Source organism: Vibrio crassostreae (assembly GCF_041439375.1).
GTDB classification, from domain to species: Bacteria; Pseudomonadota; Gammaproteobacteria; order Enterobacterales; family Vibrionaceae; genus Vibrio; species Vibrio crassostreae_D.
The window spans coordinates 70,742-87,603 of sequence record NZ_JBGONY010000007.1; the positions used below are offsets into that span (position 1 = coordinate 70,742).

14 protein-coding genes and 1 pseudogene are annotated in these 16,862 nt (G+C 44.0%); 9 read left to right on the plus strand and 6 right to left on the minus strand.

The window, feature by feature from the left end; translation table 11 throughout:
- Window positions 1-153 precede the first annotated feature (153 nt).
- The 4 genes from ACED45_RS05160 to ACED45_RS05175 all read right to left on the minus strand — a co-directional run bounded on the left by ACED45_RS05160 (window position 154) and on the right by ACED45_RS05175 (window position 4,929).
- Window positions 154-486 (minus strand): Hpt domain-containing protein, encoded by a 333-nt coding sequence (locus ACED45_RS05160; RefSeq protein WP_017088494.1) that lies wholly within the window; start codon window positions 484-486, stop codon window positions 154-156.
- On the minus strand, window positions 480-2,069 hold the full coding sequence (locus ACED45_RS05165; protein WP_371713436.1) for a response regulator: 1,590 nt from the start codon (window positions 2,067-2,069) through the stop codon (window positions 480-482). Before ACED45_RS05165 ends, ACED45_RS05160 begins: the two co-directional genes overlap by 7 nt.
- A 241-nt stretch (window positions 2,070-2,310) precedes the next feature.
- Window positions 2,311-3,861: a DHA2 family efflux MFS transporter permease subunit gene (locus ACED45_RS05170; RefSeq protein WP_017060506.1), complete on the minus strand. Its 1,551-nt coding sequence runs from the start codon at window positions 3,859-3,861 to the stop codon at window positions 2,311-2,313.
- 3 nt (window positions 3,862-3,864) lie between these two features.
- Window positions 3,865-4,929 carry an HlyD family secretion protein gene (locus ACED45_RS05175; RefSeq protein ID WP_371713437.1) on the minus strand — a complete coding sequence of 355 codons (1,065 nt, stop codon included), beginning with the start codon at window positions 4,927-4,929 and terminating at the stop codon, window positions 3,865-3,867.
- A 128-nt stretch (window positions 4,930-5,057) separates the two neighbouring features.
- Between ACED45_RS05175 and ACED45_RS05180 the strand changes: the two genes are divergently transcribed.
- The 3 genes from ACED45_RS05180 to ACED45_RS05190 all read left to right on the plus strand — a co-directional run bounded on the left by ACED45_RS05180 (window position 5,058) and on the right by ACED45_RS05190 (window position 7,559).
- Complete coding sequence (locus tag ACED45_RS05180; RefSeq protein WP_017097897.1) at window positions 5,058-5,960, plus strand: LysR family transcriptional regulator; 903 nt, start codon at window positions 5,058-5,060, stop codon at window positions 5,958-5,960.
- 210 nt (window positions 5,961-6,170) lie between these two features.
- Window positions 6,171-6,704 (plus strand): YbhB/YbcL family Raf kinase inhibitor-like protein, encoded by a 534-nt coding sequence (locus ACED45_RS05185; RefSeq protein ID WP_371713438.1) that lies wholly within the window; start codon window positions 6,171-6,173, stop codon window positions 6,702-6,704.
- A gap of 57 nt (window positions 6,705-6,761) precedes the next feature.
- The gene (locus ACED45_RS05190; RefSeq protein WP_371713439.1) at window positions 6,762-7,559 is read left to right on the plus strand and encodes a helix-turn-helix transcriptional regulator; all 798 of its coding nucleotides are present in this window, start codon (window positions 6,762-6,764) and stop codon (window positions 7,557-7,559) included.
- Between the two features lie 8 nt (window positions 7,560-7,567).
- On the opposite strand, the pseudogene ACED45_RS05195 reads toward ACED45_RS05190, so the two are convergent.
- Window positions 7,568-8,206 (minus strand): annotated as a pseudogene (locus ACED45_RS05195) (MFS transporter); the annotation flags it as partial.
- Window positions 8,207-8,248: 42 nt separating this feature from the next.
- Window positions 8,249-9,190 carry a DNA-binding transcriptional regulator DsdC gene (gene dsdC, locus ACED45_RS05200; RefSeq protein ID WP_146491657.1) on the minus strand — a complete coding sequence of 314 codons (942 nt, stop codon included), beginning with the start codon at window positions 9,188-9,190 and terminating at the stop codon, window positions 8,249-8,251.
- Between the two features lie 255 nt (window positions 9,191-9,445).
- Between dsdC and ACED45_RS05205 the strand changes: the two genes are divergently transcribed.
- From ACED45_RS05205 to ACED45_RS05230, 6 genes are all read left to right on the plus strand, one after another.
- Complete coding sequence (locus ACED45_RS05205) at window positions 9,446-10,777, plus strand: D-serine ammonia-lyase (protein ID WP_371713440.1); 1,332 nt, start codon at window positions 9,446-9,448, stop codon at window positions 10,775-10,777.
- Window positions 10,778-10,937: 160 nt separating this feature from the next.
- On the plus strand, window positions 10,938-11,711 hold the full coding sequence (locus ACED45_RS05210) for a hypothetical protein (protein WP_285954550.1): 774 nt from the start codon (window positions 10,938-10,940) through the stop codon (window positions 11,709-11,711).
- A 296-nt stretch (window positions 11,712-12,007) separates the two neighbouring features.
- Entirely contained in the window at window positions 12,008-13,030 is a 1,023-nt protein-coding gene (gene trpS / locus ACED45_RS05215; protein ID WP_102267544.1) for a tryptophan--tRNA ligase, read from the plus strand.
- Between the two features lie 399 nt (window positions 13,031-13,429).
- Window positions 13,430-15,460 carry a M4 family metallopeptidase gene (locus tag ACED45_RS05220; protein WP_371713441.1) on the plus strand — a complete coding sequence of 677 codons (2,031 nt, stop codon included), beginning with the start codon at window positions 13,430-13,432 and terminating at the stop codon, window positions 15,458-15,460.
- A 199-nt stretch (window positions 15,461-15,659) separates the two neighbouring features.
- Window positions 15,660-16,037, plus strand: coding sequence for a VOC family protein (locus ACED45_RS05225; protein WP_371713442.1), 378 nt, complete (start codon window positions 15,660-15,662; stop codon window positions 16,035-16,037).
- 137 nt (window positions 16,038-16,174) lie between these two features.
- Window positions 16,175-16,642, plus strand: a complete 468-nt coding sequence (locus ACED45_RS05230) for a hypothetical protein (RefSeq protein ID WP_371713443.1) — start codon at window positions 16,175-16,177, stop codon at window positions 16,640-16,642.
- The last annotated feature ends 220 nt before the right edge of the window (window positions 16,643-16,862 follow it).

A 16,862-nucleotide genomic window follows, 5' to 3' on the forward strand; every position in this document is an offset into this window, starting at 1 on the left:
ATGAGGAGAACGTGGCAAGAGTCGAGGTTCCATGTTGTCAAAGTACCTCAGGTCTTTAACCTGTTCAGCTGACATTGTTTGCTGCGTAAAACTAGAAAACCGATTAGTGAAGACTAAAAGCTGTTACGGAATACTAAAAGCTCATTGAATTGACTAATAAGTGCTGAGCACCTCATCGATTTGTTTGTTGATGATCTTCATTTCGCTGTAGATAACAGAAAGATCATCATCTTGAGGTGCAAGCTTATTAAGTGTGTTTTGCTCGACTCTTTCTAAGGCCACGGTAGCGGTTTCTTCGCCGAAGCTGGCCAATATGCCTTTTAATGTGTGCACGGTAAAATGAAGCTTGCCCCAATCCTGTTGCTGTACCAGTTCTTGTATCTCTTCTAATGAATTGCCATGGTCTTCTTGATACACAGACAACACAGCGAAAATTACTTCTCTGTCATTATCTAAGTAGGCATTTAAGGCATCAAAATCTAGCATATAGACTCCTGTCGGCTGTATGTTGAAAATGGGCTGGGCGGCTTAGTAGAAAAACCAGATCTTAATGAATCACTGAGCCATTGGCTCCATCTTGGTGGAAGCTCTAGCTGTGCGAGCTGTTTCAAGTATTCGTGTCTAAGGTTTTCTTCTATATGAGCTTTATGGACGGCATATATATAGTCAAGTTTCGCCGCAATTGAATATGGGTAATTGTGAATGTAGTCCTTTAGTTCTTGGATGGAATCGGAATTTTCGATATTTACACAAGTAGAAGGATCTACATCTTTTGATTCAAGTTGATGGTTTATTGTCTCCCCTCGAGCTTTTAAGCACTCTGCAACTAAGTGGTACAGGGAGTACTCGCCAAAGTAAGTCAGAAGAGGCAGCAATTGAAGCAATAAGTGAGTGGGTTGGTTGTAAAAGTTATTTGCTAACAGTGTCGAGGCTCGAATCACTTTCTTGTGAGCAACTTGAGGGCTGTTCTCAATGAGTAAAATATTACTTTGAAATAGGGCAAGGCTGGCCAGAACTTGTTGCTGTTGTTTTACCGGAAGTTTGAGATTTACCAACTCTGTGAATTGATTAGCATGTTCCAGCAGAATACGTTTGTACTTTAATTGTGTCTCACGTTGGTAGGTCGCCTTTAGTGAACTGAAGTGAGCGTCAATGGAATGAATAATATCAATGTCGGCAGACGATATATGCGTCGCGTACATCTCACCAAGCTTGATAAGCATCAGGGTGTTATCGACGTTTTCTGCCAAGTCGATTGCTCTTATCGCACGGTGACTGATGCTAGGCGTCATTTCAAACGCTCTTATGGCCAGTTTAAGTGCAGGCAGTAACATATTATGTTTTTCATAAATGCAGCTTAAACAATCAATAACGTTTAATGACAACGGTTGAGCAATCAGGTAATTGTGGAGCTTTTCTATGGCTAGGTTCGGTTTTCCCAAGCTGTCTAGAATTAATGCCTCTGCGACTAATTTGGTCGGGTGCATATTCGTGTTTGAGTTGTTGATTGTGCTTGAAAGCAAATCCCATTCTTTGCCTCCAATTAAGTGCTCAATCAACGTCGCTTCAAACTGAACGCTATTGCCATTAGGGGAGATCGCTAACGCTTGTGTCAATCGTTCCAGATTAGTGATCGGATATAAGTCATTCAGTTGGGTGAGTTTCTTCGAAACGGACACAGCACTTTGAATCTTCTTGCCTAAAGATTGAGTATTGATCGGTTTAGAAACAAAGTGATGTGCTTCGCCAGAAAGGGCAGTCAATACGGTTTCCTGACGCATATCCCCAGAAACAAGAATCGTGGCGACTGTATGATCGATGAGCCTGTTTCGATAGAGGATCCCCAAAAGCTCAAACCCCGTGAAGGATTGCTCTAAGTGGTAGTCAATGAGGAGTACATGAAATGAGTGCGTCTCGACCGCCTTGATGGCTTGTCGATAATCGGTCGCAATAAAGATGCAATCATGTGAAATGCCCAAGCTCGAGAGTTGCTGCTTAATAAGTATTGTTGCGCTCTTAGAGTCGTCGACAATCAAAACCCGCAGGTCTGTTGGTAAGGTCAAATCCATTTTCCTCAATACCAAATGTTATGTTTAATCTAGGTGTCAGGTTGCACATTGTCAAGGTGCCTATATCACATACAAACACTCAATAAACTATTGGTAATTAAAGAGTATTCGATAACATTTATGAAAGCCTTAAAACGCAGGTTACGTTTACCTTATTTTTGTGGGGTTATCCGTGTTTTAGAAATAAAAAAGAGGTAAGCCGATAAGCTTACCTCTCTGTTTTCTTACTAAAAAACTAGCGCTAATCACGCATGTTCAAAATCAATACTGCCGCTAGAGCCAAGAACGCCGTCATCATTAAGAACACATCGTTGTAAGCCATGATGGCAGCGTCACGTTGCATTGTACCAAGTAAGCTTGCTTGCGCTTGCTGCATCGCCGTTGCAGCATCACTTCCTGACTGAATGAAAAACGCTTGTTGTTGCTGAAGCGTCTGCCAGCCAAGTTGACTCACAGAAGGTAACGACTCCTTGATGTGTGCCAAGTGCTCACGGGTTTTGTTATCCAATAGCGTAGCGATAATCGCGATGCTGAAAGCACCACCTAGGTTTCGCATCACGTTGGTTAAAGTTGATGCGTCTGGCGTGTCCATTTTACTGATGTTCTTCATGGCAACCAAAGACAGCGGAACCATAATAAATGGGCTACCGATAGCACGCAGAACCATAGACAAAATCAGCTGCTGGCCACCAAAATCGATTGTCATATGCGTATTCACGTAACAACTGAAACCGAACATTGCGAAGCCAAAGGTCACCAAGTACTTAGGCTTAATGATCTGTGTTAGCTTGGGCACAATTGGGAATATCAGAAGTTGTGGGAAACCCATCCACATTAGCACTTCACCAATTTCCATCGCGTTATATTGCTGAATTTGAGTGAGATACATCGGCAGCACATAGATAGAGCCAAGCAACGCCATCCCCAAAATCAAATAGGCGATACAAGACATAGCAAACTGCCCATCCCGCAATAGCCGCAGGTTAACCAATGGCTTTTTGTGTTGGAGTTCGTTTATCACGAAGTAAACTAAACTCACCGCCGACACGATACTCAAGCCAATAATAAAGCTCGAACTGAACCACTCTTCACGGTTACCTTCTTCTAGCACCACTTCCAAACAACCTAGCCCTAACGCCATGGTGGCAATACCAAACCAGTCCGCTTTTTTCAGCGTGCCAAGGTCGAGCTTTTCATCATCCAAGCCATATCGGATCATGGTGATCACAAGCAAAGCAGGCGGAATATTGATGTAGAAAATATAGTGCCATGAAAAGTTCTCCGTCAGCCAACCACCAAATGTTGGGCCGATCGATGGAGCAAAGGTCGCGGTTACGCCAAACAGTGCCATACCCACAGCCCGTTTGTTAACAGGCAATAACTGAATCACTAACGAGAAAGCAAGTGGGATTAAAGCACCACCACTGAAGCCTTGCATCGCACGGAACACGATCATCGAGGTCATGTTCCAAGAGAACGAACACAACAAAGATGAAATGGTGAAAATGGCCGTCGTCCACGTGATATAACGGCGTTTACCGAGTGCTTTAGAAAGCCAACCACTGAGTGGGATAGCAATCATCTCTGCGACTAGATAAGACGTAGAGATCCACGAGCTTTCATCTAAGGTGGCAGACAGCGCGCCTTGAATATCTTTGAGAGACGAATTGGTGATCTGAATATCCAAGATCGCCATAAACGCGCCAATCAAACCACCAAATAGGGCGATCCAATGGCGTCTAGAAACCTCGTCGTCATCATTAGTTTGGGTGACAACACCAGCATTACTCATGATCTAGCCTCGTTTATCGATGGTCGCTACCACAGACAAACCAGGAAGCAGTCGACCTTTCAATTCTTGCTGATCTGGAATCGTAATTTTCACAGGTACACGTTGAACGATTTTAGTAAAGTTACCTGTCGCGTTTTCTGGTGGCAGTAGCGCAAACTTGGCGCCAGTTGCAGGGGAGAAGCTGTCTACCACGCCTTCAAGTGGCTGACCCGGAAAGGCATCTAGTTCGACTTCTACCGTTTGGCCTTTGTGAATGCCGCTTAGCTGTGTTTCTTTGAAGTTAGCTTCAATCCACAATTGGTTGTTTGGTACCAAGCTCATAAGTGGCGCGCCTGCTTGAATCAGCAAGCCTTCACGGACGCTACGTTTACCAATCACGCCATCCGCTGGCGCGTAAACCTTGGTGTAATCAAGGTTAAGTTGTGCTTGATCTCTTTGTGCTTGAGCTTCAGTCACGGATGCGTTTGCTTGTTCGATTTCACTCGCAATCACGATTAGTTGGTCATTACTTGCGACGAGGTTTGCTTTTGCTTCTTCAAGTTCTGCTTGGGTGACTTTTTGTTGTGCGACCATGCTGTCGACTTCATCTTGCGAAGCATAGTTGCGCTTTAATAAGCTGCGAGAACGCACGACTTGTTGGATTGCACGCTCGTATTCAGCTTGTGCGGAATCAACACGGCTCTCGGCTTGATTTATTTGGCTACGTTGTAACGTTTGTTGAGCGATAAGGTTGTGTACGCTTGATTGAACGACGCTTAAATGCGCATTCGCCTGAGCAAGTGCAGATTGGTAATCACGATCATCAATTTGAACCAACAAGTCACCTTGTTTAACCGATTGGTTATCACTCACGTAAGACTTAACAATATAACCTGACACCTTCGGGCTTATATTCGTGATGTCGCCTTGTAGGTAGGCATTGTCGGTAGATTCAAAGTATTGGCCATAGCCGTACCAATATCCGGCACCAGCAAGACCTAATGACAGCATGATCGCAGTAGCAATAAGCGGAGCTTTTTTACGTTTTTTTGTGCTTACTGATTGCGAAGCGTTATTGTTCTCTGTCATTTTTTGTTTCTCATTTTGTTTTTATTTAGATGTAACGAATTGTAAATGAATTCGATTGATTGATAAGATAGGAAAAAAGGGAAACACTGTTGCAAAAATCTTACTAATATAGCTTTGGGAGAAGTACGATGGACTTAAATGCTGTGACTGTTTTTACACAAGTTGTTGATTGTGGGAGTTTCACGCACGCAGCTGAAGCATTGAACATGACCAAGTCGACCGTCAGCCGAAAGCTAGACGAGCTGGAGCAGCACCTAGGTGTGAGGTTGATCACTCGTTCGACACGAAGTTTAGTTTTAACGCCAGAGGGTGAGCGCTTTTATCAGTCGAGCATGCAGATGCAAGAGATCATGAACCAAGCTGAGTTAGAGGTTTCTGCCAATCAGGATTTGATCCGAGGGCAGTTGAATGTTGTGTTGCCTGTCGAATTGGGACATCAAGTATTAGCCACATACATCCACAGTTTCCTAAAAGAGCACCCAAACGTGACTTTGAACTTAGAACTGTCAAATCGAGAAGTCGACATCATTGCGGAGGGGATCGATCTTTACGCACAAATTGGTGAGCTAGTGGACTCGAGCTTGGTTTCTCGCTACCTCACAACATCGAAGCGTGTATTGGTAGCCAGCCCTGAGTATTTAGAACAGTTCGGTGAAATCTCTTCACCCGATGACCTTAAGCCTCCATTTAGGATGATTGAGGTGGTGAACAAGGCGGCACGTCTACCTAAGTGGCATTTACAATTAGAAGGCGGAGAGTCGATTTTGATCGATCTACCGTGTCAGTTGCGGGTGAATACCATCACGGCATGCCTAACAGCGTGTGTGGATGGGCTCGGCTTGGCGGTGCTTCCTGAATTCATTTGTCGGGAACACTTCAAGACAGGTAAGCTGATTCGTTTGTTACCTGAATATGAGATGCCAGAAGTTTCAGTGAGCCTAGTGTATGCAGACAGGCAGTTGATGCCGAAACGTAAAAAGGTCTTTATCGACTATCTACTGACTGCCTTTCAAAATAGGAAGCATAAGTAGGGTTCTACTATTTGTTAGGGACAATTTTTAGTTAGCGTGAACCCAAGATGTGCCTTTGAATAGCAATTGTTGAATGTTTTTCAAAAAACAATAGAAAATGCAGTAAGTATCATTATAAAGTCTATTGTTAGTCAATTGTATACTTATTGTCACTCTATGGCGGACCGATCTGACTATACTGAGTTCATACCTAATCAGAGGAACACAATCATGAAAGCATTCACTAAATCAGTATTGGCAATTGGCATTTTAGCTGCAGGCACCGCCCAGGCGTTTGAACTAACGAGTAATGATATTCAAGAAGGTCATCCAATGGCGAAGACCTTTGAATACTCAAGCTGGGGCTGCGATGGCGAAAACTTATCGCCACAATTGATGTGGAAAGATGCACCAGCAGGCACCAAAAGCTTTGCAATCACGGCGTATGATCCAGATGCTCCGACTGAAAGTGGCTTCTGGCACTGGGTTGCGTTTGATATCCCTGCAACTGTGAACGAGTTACCTCGCGGTGTCGACATCTCTAAAGTCGGTGGCAAAGAAGGTCGTATTGATTACGGCACAGTTGGCTACGGTGGCGTTTGTCCTCCTGAAAAAGATGGCATGCACCGTTATCAATTCACTGTTTGGGCATTGCCAACGGATAAACTCAACCTAGACGAAAATACGCCGTCGGCTGTGGTTGGATTCACGTTGAACAGCATGGCTTTAGACAAAGCGAAACTGACCGCAACTTATACACGTTAATAGCTTATGTACGTTTAAAGCTTATACACGTACATAATAAGTAAACAAGGGGATGAGATGAATCATCAATATCAAGTCACGATCTTTCGTGCAGAGCAGTTACAAAAGCTGCGTAATGTGAGGATTCTATCCCCTAGTATCATTCAGATCATTACAGGCAGTAAGCGCCTGTTTTGGAAAGATTCGGCGGTAGAGCTCTCACATTCTGAGCTGCTGTTGTGTGAGGTATCAGCTTCACTAAGTTTTGAGAACATGCCCCACAAAGGGCGTTTCTTGTCGCGAGTATTCAGCTTTCAATTCCAACCTTCTCAGGCGATGCTTGATTTAAGTGAGGAACGTTCGAATGATCTGGGACTGCCTACAGTGAAAGCGGATCGAAACTTACAAGACTCACTCAACGCGCTGTTCTCGTTTGATACACAGAGCATGAGCAAAGAGACTCAACAGTTTTGGTTGCAGGGCTTGTACCAGCAATTAGCTGAAAAAGCGGTGCTGCATCGATTGTTTGCCAGTGCCAACGTTTCGTTTAGCCAAAAGCTCAGCCATTATCTTTCACTCTCACCAGATGAGAAGCATCCGCTAGAGTCGGTGGCGGAGCGTTTTGCAATGAGCCGAGCCACGCTGATTCGAAAGCTCAAGTTGGAAGGTATGCAATATCGTGAGGTGTTGGCTGAAGTTCGGTTGAGTCATGCGCTTTATCTGATGCAAAACGGACAACAGAATGTAGCGATGTTGGCTCAGTCTTGCGGTTACCAATCGGAAGGGCGTTTTAGTCAGCGCTTTAAAGGGAAATTTGGTTTGTCGCCAAGTGAATACATCAAAACCGTCGTCAGCAATAGAGTCGCGACACCGTAACCCTTCTTGTTTGGCCCAAGCGCTAACGTTACTTGCCACGCTACGCCGCTTTTAATCATCTTCTTCATCGGCAGAGGTTTGTCTTGTTGCTTGTTATTGTTGGCCGAAGATGAGCGTTTTCTGATTTTAGGCAACCAGATCATCAAAGCTAATATTGGAAATACCAAATTCATTAACAGCGCTAATTGCCAACCTGTCGTAGTGAACAAGGTGAGCTCTGAAAATGGCACCATCAAACTTGAGCCTAACGTCGAGCCGATGCCCATCGTAAAGATGTACAAAGAAGTCACAGTAGCGATGCGTGTCGGGAAGCTAATTTTCACTACAACGGGTAACAACATGTTGCCAATCGCGATACCAAGCCCAATCATCACGGTGCCGATGTATAAAGTCGGAATCGCTCCAAAAGACCTCAGCGTGATCCCAGTGGTAATCAAGACCAAAGCCAACAGCAAGCTAGGTTCAAGCCCAATTCTCTGAGATATTTTGGTCACTAGCGGTGAGAACAGGGCGAAGGTTAACAGTGGTAAAGCCGTTAAAAATCCAGCAGCAGAAGAATTAAGGCTGAGCCCTTCCATAACCTGAGAAAGCACCGGAGCTAAGCTCGTAAAAGGCCCGCGAAGGTTAAGTGCCAAGAATTCCCATATTCCACGTACTCCGTATTACTCACACGATCCGAACATACACACCTACATTTGATCTCTTTGCTCTAAAGCCCACTCAATAAACATTTTAACTTTTGGTGATTGGTGTTCTGACGGCGTCGCAAAATAATACTGTTGTTTGCACGTAACTGGTGGTTCAGCAAACGGTGCGATGAGCGTATTGTCTTTAAGATATTTCGATACAACGCTATATCGCCCAATGGCAATACCTGCATTGTTTATAGCTGCCAGTATCGCGAGATCTGAACGGTCAAACTCGATGTTAGAGTTTGAATGCACAGTGCTGAGTTTGTTCGCTTGTGCCCACACTTCCCATTCATTGCGGTTCGAATCGTAGTTCCATGCTTGGTTGTCATGCAGTAACGTTGCTCTATTGAGGTTCTCTGGTTGTTGATTAAGCCCGTGTAACTCAGCGTATTGAATGCTACAAACCGGAGTCATGCTCTCGTGCATGAATGCTTGGCAGAAAAGTTTATCGGGAAAAAGATCATCGAAGTAGATGGCAATATCGATACCGTGTCCTTGAAAGCTGATATTTTCATTACCCGTTAGCAGCTTTAATGTGATTGATGGGTAACGTTGTTTGAAGTCCGCTATCCGAGGTACTAGCCAACTCTGCGCAAATGTCGGTCGTGAATAGATCGTGAGTGTGCCCGATATTTCGTCGTTCTTAACATCTAAAATCTCTTGGTTTAGATCATTCAAGGTGCGGCTCAATGCGGCATAGATGCGTTTGCCTTCGCTTGTTAGAGCGATTTTTCGGTGCGCACGTTCAAACAGCTGTATATCCATTTCTCTTTCGAGCTTGTTGATACGATGAGAAACCGCACTTGGTGTCATCGATAATTCTTGGGCTGCAAGTGAAAAAGAACCATGTCGAGCCGCCACTTCAAACGTGTGCAGTTTTGACAGCTGGTGGCTGTTTAAGCGTTGATTTTTGGAGTACAGGTTGTCTTCGCTATACATGTCGTTAAGGGCACCTTGGTTCAAACAAGAGGAATTCGATACACATCGTGGATGTCATATCATAGCTATATCTATGAGTTATAGTTAATCATAACTTGCTTTAGCTGAGTTAATTCTCGAACTATTAGGCCATAGATGAATTTAGTTCATGTAAGTGTGATTTTTCGTCGTTTGAACAAACACCAAAATCCCGTTTAAATAGGGTTACTAATGATTGAACCTGCGCAGTACGCGCTTTACCAGAGAAGGTCACCCATGACTGAATTGAATATCGATAAACTCATCTCAGATTTCCCATTACTTCAACAATTAATTGCATTGGAAGAAGTGGTTTGGTTTAACTCAAATGTGACGACTCTGGAGCACGGTTTACCTTATGTCGGCTTGGATGAGAAAGACATCCATGATGCGAGCTTGAGGTTACAAAGGTTTGCTCCTTATCTAGCCAAAGCATTTCCTGAAACTCAAGTGAGCAATGGCATCATTGAGTCTGAGCTTGTTGAGACCCCATCGATGAAATCAGCATTGGAAGCGCATTATCAGCAGCCTATTAAAGGGCGCTTGATGATGAAGAAAGACAGCCATTTACCGATTTCAGGTTCAATCAAAGCCCGTGGCGGTATATATGAGGTACTGACTCACGCTGAGAAACTCGCGTTTGAAGCTGGGTTACTAAGTGAAAGCGATGATTACAGCAAATTGCTAGAACCCGAGTTTCGTGAGTTCTTTAAGCAATACAGTATTGCGGTAGGTTCAACAGGGAACCTAGGCATGTCAATTGGTATCATGAGCGCGAAATTAGGCTTTACCGTATCCGTTCATATGTCTGCCGATGCGAGAGCGTGGAAGAAGAACAAACTGCGTGAGCACGGCGTAAATGTGGTTGAGTATGAGCAAGATTACGGCGTTGCGGTTGAACAAGGACGAAAAGAAGCTGAATTGGATCCTCGTTGTTTCTTCATTGACGATGAAAACTCGAAGACACTGTTCCTTGGATATTCGGTGGCAGGAGAAAGACTTAAACAACAATTTGAACAACAGGGCATTGTGGTTGATGAACAGCATCCGTTGTTTGTTTACTTGCCATGCGGCGTGGGTGGCGGGCCAGGTGGTGTTGCATTTGGTTTAAAGATGGCTTTTGGTGATGATGTTCACTGCATTTTTGCTGAGCCGACTCATTCTCCTTGCATGTTGCTGGGTGTTCACACTGGTTTGCATGATGAGATTGCAGTGCAAGATCTTGGTATCGATAACCTCACCGCCGCAGACGGTTTGGCGGTGGGTCGAGCATCTGGATTTGTCGGTCGCGCGATGGAGCGTTTGCTTGATGGTTACTACACATTAACTGATGAACGTATGTACCAATTGTTAGGCATATTGAACCAAGCCGAGGGCATTCAACTTGAGCCTTCAGCATTGGCTGGTATGCCGGGCGCCATTCATGTTGAGCATAACAGTGAATATCTGAAGAGGTTAGGCATCGCCGAATTTACGTTAGCGAACGCGACTCATCTTGTTTGGGCGACAGGCGGCGGTATGGTTCCAGAGCAAGAAATGGCAGCGTATTTAACGAAGTCTTCGTTATAAATTGAATAAAAAGCGGGTGCTCGTGGCTGTTTTATCCGCTTCAATGAAACAATAAGTTGCGCAGATCGTTACCTAAAACACAGATTTTATAAATTAGACTTCATCCTTGTTATCACTGTCAGTTAGGTTGAGTGGCACTCAATTTGATAGGGATAGAGCGATGCCAGTACAACAACCAAATACACCAGAAAAACTCCTACAACGTTTAGATGCGATTGGAGAATCTTTAAGAGCTTCTGGTAAGGCGCACGCCTTGTTAGGGCTAGGTTCTGTTGGCATTGAAACGGAGCGATTGGATCAATATTCAGACGTGGATTTCTTCGCGATAGTGCAAACGGGGCATAAGCAGTATTTCTTAGACAGCTTGCATTGGTTATCTGACATTCTTCCAATCGACTATGCCGTAAGGAACACGGTCGATGGCTATAAAGTACTTTATGCCGATGGGATATTCTGTGAGTTTGCGGTATTCGAACCCCACGAGTTAGCGCATATTCCATTTGCTGAAGGGCGCATTGTTTGGCAGCAACCTGAATTTGATACGCAGTGTTGTGTTCCACCAGTAAAAGGGGAGGCACACGCTAACACTCAAGAGTGGCTCATTGGTGAGGCACTAACCAATCTTTATGTGGGTATGTCTCGCTATAATCGAGGTGAAAAGCTGTCGGGCAGTCGGTTCGTTCAATCTTACGCACTCGATCGCTTGATTGGTCTTGTGGAGCAAACGGAACAGTCTGAGCCTGAATTCGTTGATGAATTTATGTCGGATAGAAGGCTAGAAGTACGCTTTCCTAAGTTTGCTCAATTGCTACCAAGCTTTACACAAGGTTACGAGCGTACTGCTGAATCGGCTCTGGCACAGCTCGAGTTTTTGAATGCTCACTTTAACGTCAACCAAGCAATGCGTTCTAGAATTATTGATTTATGTAATTAATACATTTACTTACGATGTGCATATTCAATAGTTCCTGTTTTGAAACGCCTTGAAAACCGGTTTCGGTACGTTAGTTTTATTGTCTACCAATAAAAGGGTTGTCGCTAACTCTTATTATTGGTAGGTTTTAATCATGAAATTTAATTCCGCTTCAACTTCAATTTTCTTTTGGTGGTGCTCTATTTAGAGCAGCACGGAATACTCACATTCTTTAGCTGCTGGAAGGTAGTGAAGAATGTCACCAAGAATGTCGTCTCTTTTTATCTCCAGTAGCTTTTATTACTTGGAGATACCTTATGAAAACACCTCAAAACACGAACAAACCTGAAATTATTCTGACTGGCGACCGAGCTACCGGCCCTTTACATCTGGGTCACTATGTTGGCTCACTTCAGCAGCGCACTTCGTTGCAGCATATTCACGACCAAACGATATTGGTTGCCGACATGCAAGGGCTTACTGACAACGCTCATAATTCTGCCAAGGTATCGTCTAACATTCTCAATGTGGTGGCTGATTATCTAGCGGTAGGTATCGACCCAACAAAAACCACAATCTGCCTTCAATCGCAATTACCAGCACTGGCTGAACTTACCATGTTCTACAGCAACCTTGTGTCTATCGCTCGTTTGGAACGCAATCCAACCGTTAAAAGTGAGATTCAAAACAAGGAGTTTGGTCGCTCAATTCCGGCTGGTTTTCTTACTTATCCGATTTCACAAGCGGCTGATATCACAGCCTTTAACGCGACTTTGATTCCTGTTGGTGACGACCAATTGCCGATGCTAGAGCAGACCAACGAGATCGTGAGAAAAGTTAACTCACTCGCGGGCAAGCCAATCTTAAATGAGTGTAAACCTCTGCTTAGCAACGCCTCTCGGCTTCCGAGTACGGACGGTAAGAGCAAGATGTCCAAATCAATGGGCAACGCTATCAACTTAGGTGCGACCGAGAAAGAGATTCGAGCAGCAGTGAAATCCATGTATACCGACCCAAATCATCTACGAATCGAAGATCCGGGCCAAGTAGAAGGGAACATCGTGTTTACCTATCTTGATGCTTTCCATACTGACGCTCACTACGTCAATGAACTAAAAGATCACTACCGCAGAGGCGGGTTAGGGGATGGCCAAACTAAAAAGGTATTGGAAGAGTGTCTACAAGAGATGATTCGACCGATAAGAGCGCGCAGAGCCGAACTGTTGGATGACAAAGCGCAACTCATCGATATCTTACGCCAAGGTACACAAGTCTCGAGAGAAAGAACCGAAACCGTGTTGTTTGATGTTAAAGAACTATTTGGCCTGAACATCTTGTAAGTTTCATCAGCGATTATTCTTCATCTATTCACATTTCATCCTTCACTTATTCATCAGACCACTGCCCGATAGCGATCTGATCTCGCTATCGGTTACCCGACCTGTGTGAAACTATCAAAGAGGTTATCGTTCACGTGACTTCTTTGGATTGGTTTTAATGCTTATTACTGTGCGATTTATCATTTCCTATTTATAGAAATAACACTTTAATATTTAACTAACTATAAGATTTTAAATAAATTTTTGCGGTATATCTCAATTCGAAAGACATCATTAATTATGTTTTGAATTAATCTCACATATGCAACTGAGTTTATTTCTTTATGTGCAATATCTATCGTTAAGATGCGACTTCATCTAGTTGGTGAATCAATAAAAACATAATTATAAAGGTGATGTATGCGTGGTGCACATTTACTAATGCTATTTCCGATAGCGTTTACTTCTCAAGCTGCCAATATTGTCGACTACTCGCAAGTCGATTTATCTACAGTACTCAATCAAACAACACAGGGTTTTCCCGCTGTAAGCCAACCACTTGCTTACCAAGACGCAAGTCGAGTGAACACTGGTACAACAACACTCCTACGTAAAACACAACTTCACTACGGGATTCCGGTTTACGGTCAATCGGTAGTGGTTGATCTTTCTCAGAAGGGCTTTGCGAAAGCGGTTGATGGCCAAGTATTAACGGGTATTGAGTCAGATATTGGCTCGACACTGCCAATGATTAGCGCAAAGCAAGCTGTCGATATTGCAAAGTCACAGCACAAAGGGGTTGCCGCGGCGACTATTCGTGACCCTAACACCGAGCTTCTTATTTGGCTTGATGAACAGCAACAAGCGCGCCTGATTTATAAGGTCGATTTCTTGCAGACTCTGGGCATGGCACCCTCAAGACCGATTACGCTTGTTGATGCTAAATCGGGTGAGTTACTGGATCGTTGGGAAGGTATTGCGTTCATTGAGGCAGAAGGACCGGGCGGAAACCAGAAAAGTGGCCGTTATTACTTTGGCTCGAACACACAGTTTGGCGGATTCCAAGTCAACTCGTATTGCCAGATGGACAGCCAAAACGTTGTGACTATGAACATGAACAACCAACAAGGCTCAGGGCAGATTCATCAATTTAGTTGTAACGGAAATTACGGTAAGAACGTCAATAATTACCGCGCTGTTAACGGTGCGTATGCGCCAATGAACGACGCACATTACTTTGGCCAACGTGTGTTCGACATGTACCAAGATTGGTTGAACACACGTCCTATTCAACAAAAGCTTACTATGCGTGTTCACTACGGTTCGAACTATGGGAACGCGTTTTGGGATGGCCGTCAAATGACGTTTGGCGATGGTAACCAATCCATGTATCCATTAGCGACGTGGGACGTGATTGCTCATGAGGTGAGCCACGGCTTTACTGAACAAAACTCAAACCTTGAGTATCGTGGTATGTCGGGCGGAATGAACGAATCTTTCTCTGATGTAGCTGCTGCGGCGCTTAGTGAATATGTACATGGCACTTTCAATTGGAAGATGGGCGAGCATGTAATGAAGCATAGTGATGCGATGCGTTACTTCATTAACCCAAGTCAAGATGGTATGTCTATCGGTCACATCAACCAGTACTACAATGGCATTGATGTTCACCATAGTTCAGGGATCTTTAATAAAGCGTTCTACCATCTAGCCACGAGCAATAGTTGGGATATCAAAAAAGCGTTTAAGGCTTACGCAACCGCGAACCAACTTTACTGGACACCAAACTCGGATTTCCAACAAGGTGCCAATGGGGTTTGCAAAGCCGCTGAAAAGCTAGGTTATGAGACCTCTGCAGTGAAATCTGCGTTTAGCGAAGTGGGTATTAATGTACAAAACTGTGGCTCTGGTCAGCCAAATCCGAACCCTAATCCTCCAACACCAACACCGGGTATCACGGCTCTAGAGTTTAATGTGCCTGCACCTGTGCTGAGCAGCGGTAACGACCAACAGCAATTTGTTCTAAAGAACAGCTCTCAAAGCGATGTTTGGCTCCAAACTTACAATGGTTACGGTAACGTTGATTTGTATGTTGCAATTGGTCGCCCTGCATCCTTGAATGATTACGATTGCTCGTCTACCAACTTGGATAACTACGAGTATTGTGGCTTTGGAGGTATACAAGGGGATGATATCTACGTAATGGTATCGGGTGCACAAGGGGCAACGGACGCTTATGTAGCGGTAAGCAGTGTATTGGAACTGCCTCAGCCTGAACCACAGCCAGAAGGTTCTTGTGTTGATGTTCCAGAGTGGAGCCCATACATTTTCTATCCTGCAGGCGCTACCGTTCAGTATTGGGGTACCCGTTTTACGGCCAACGTTGAAAACTGGGGATCCGATCCGTTCCAGAGTTATTGGCATTGGACATTTGACGGGATGTGTGACTAACTTAACCCGTTAATCCAATAGAAAAATCGAACAAAGGGAGTGCTTAAAAGTACTCCCTTTATTCGTTAATAATGAGATGTAACGACGCATAAGATGCTTGTGTTACTCTTCTAGGCGCTAGATTATGAGTGATAAACATTCAGGGCTTCTGTAGAGCGGTTAAACTAGGAAGTCCGTTATTCATGGAGAGCCATCATATATGGAAGTAAGTCATCTAGATCACCTTGTATTAACTGTTAAAAATATCGAGATAACAGTAGATTTCTATCAGCGCGTATTAGGTATGAAGCCCATCCAATTCGGGGAAGGACGCTTGGCGTTGTCGTTCGGCAATCAAAAGATAAATCTTCATCAATTAGGTAAGGAGTTCGAACCAAAGGCAAAACGCGTTCAAGCGGGCAGTGCAGACCTCTGCTTTGTTACCAATACACCAATTGTTGAGGTCGTAGAGCATATCCAAGCGCAAGGAGTCGTGATAGAAGAGGGACCAGTACCGCGAACAGGTGCAATGGGAAAAATTGTCTCTGTTTATATTCGAGATCCTGATGGCAATCTGATTGAGATTTCGAATTATTAGGCTCAAGCGCTAAACCCGTACGCTTTTGTTTACTCTTTCAAAACTCGACTTTTCACGTTTACTCCGCTTATTACTGGATGTCATCAGCCAAATAAAATACAATCGAACAATGTTTTATTAATTCGTGATTTATCATTATGATGAGAAACTTACTCACATTCATCGTTAGCCTGTTCTTCTTAACAGCTTGTTCTTCAACGAGTAATCATCAGCTAGACGACAAGACATTGAGCAACGAAGACGCTATGTCGAAAAGCGTAGAGAAAGAGGGCAATCTCGAGACTTCAATGGATACAAATGCTGAGACCAGCGGCGAATCTTCCCATGAACTACCCATTAGCGATGAATCTATAAATGGCCATGACGCAAACTCAAACCTTGATTCAAATAAAGGCACGAGAACTCACGCTAATGCAGATCCAGAATCAGCGGATCCCTCTCAAGTAGCAGCAACAGAAACAACTGAGAATAGCGATGAAAAAGGTATTGGAAGCTATTTTATCCGTCATAACGAACCGACCAAGACGGTGATTAAATCATTAGAGGGCGTGACAGATGCATTGAACGTCATGACGTTTGGGATATTTGCCACGGGCCACGGTTGATCCGTTAACCAGAAAGCCAAACTAATAGATAGAATGAGACGTGAAGGCGAGCCAAATGGTTCGCCTTTTTTATATCAGAAACTCTACTATTAGCTCTGGTTGTAGCGTGTTGTCCGCTTGTTTATCGGCTTGAGTCAAGGGACAGTCAGCAAAGTAGGTATTTGTTTGTTCTGGAATGGACTCGCCGTATTTACCGTGTTTGACTTGTTATATACATCAA